1 protein-coding gene is annotated in these 914 nt (G+C 45.1%); it reads right to left on the bottom strand.

Annotation, left to right across the window (positions count from 1 at the left end; all coding sequences use genetic code 11):
• Nucleotides 1–664: hypothetical protein (locus tag K5Q99_RS21845; protein ID WP_220778123.1), on the bottom strand; the 664-nt coding region annotated here is incomplete at its 3' end.
• Between the last annotated feature and the right edge of the window lie 250 nt (nt 665–914).

A 914-nucleotide genomic window follows, 5' to 3' on the forward strand; every position in this document is an offset into this window, starting at 1 on the left:
CTTGCCCTATCCCATCATGCCATTTCAATAAAATGGTTTGCCGCGCGGCTTTTGTCTTAAAGGAATGCTCTATTTCGACGGCACAAATTGTTCCATCCACCTCCCTCACTATCCCATCCACATTTCGAACGTTGCTGTGAGTAAAACGCCGTTTAAACTCGGGCTCAGTCATCATGGCACACCATAGCGGATTAGGCTCTCCATTGGGCTTGTGATGATGGATGCCTTTTAACAACACAAACTGCATGATTAAGTCGTGCATTAAAGTGTTTTGGTTCACTTGCAGCGCCGGATGTTCTTTCGCACGATAGTAGACTGCAATATTCAGTAACTCTTCGGCGTATTTTGCGCCGCTGTAAGTGAGTGTATAAACACGGCCATCGTGGGAACGATGGGTAGTAACAAGACAGAGCAGTTGCTCTTGGACAAGCTTATTTAAATGCTCCAGAGATTGCCGATGGCTGATGCCATAGAGCCAAGCAATGTTACTCGGTGAAATCAGACCGAATCGAGCCACCAATTTCATGGTGAACTCACGGCGGATTTTCCCCGTTTTATTGTTATTTACGCCAGGTCGATATTGCATATCAAAATTCAAAAACGGGTCGTATCGAAGTGGAAGATTCGCGACCGATTTATCCTTTACGCTACTGTGTGATGTCATTAAAAATACCTTTGATTAAATGGGTACAATTAACTAGCCATCGAGGGGACAAATTTAACGCATTGATGATATTTTTGAGTGAATAATTGCAGATTTTCATCACGATAAACTGCTTTCATCCTGTCGGAATGAAAATAGCGATGAACATCGCTACCAAGCCAGCCTTTGGCTGATGAGTCACTTGCTGCGCAAACGACTCAGATGCCCTGAAGCGCCCGCCAGCTCTGATGACTCGTCATCGACGCTGGCT

It is taken from the genome of Shewanella hafniensis, assembly GCF_019655335.1.
Taxonomy (GTDB): domain Bacteria; phylum Pseudomonadota; class Gammaproteobacteria; order Enterobacterales; family Shewanellaceae; genus Shewanella; species Shewanella hafniensis.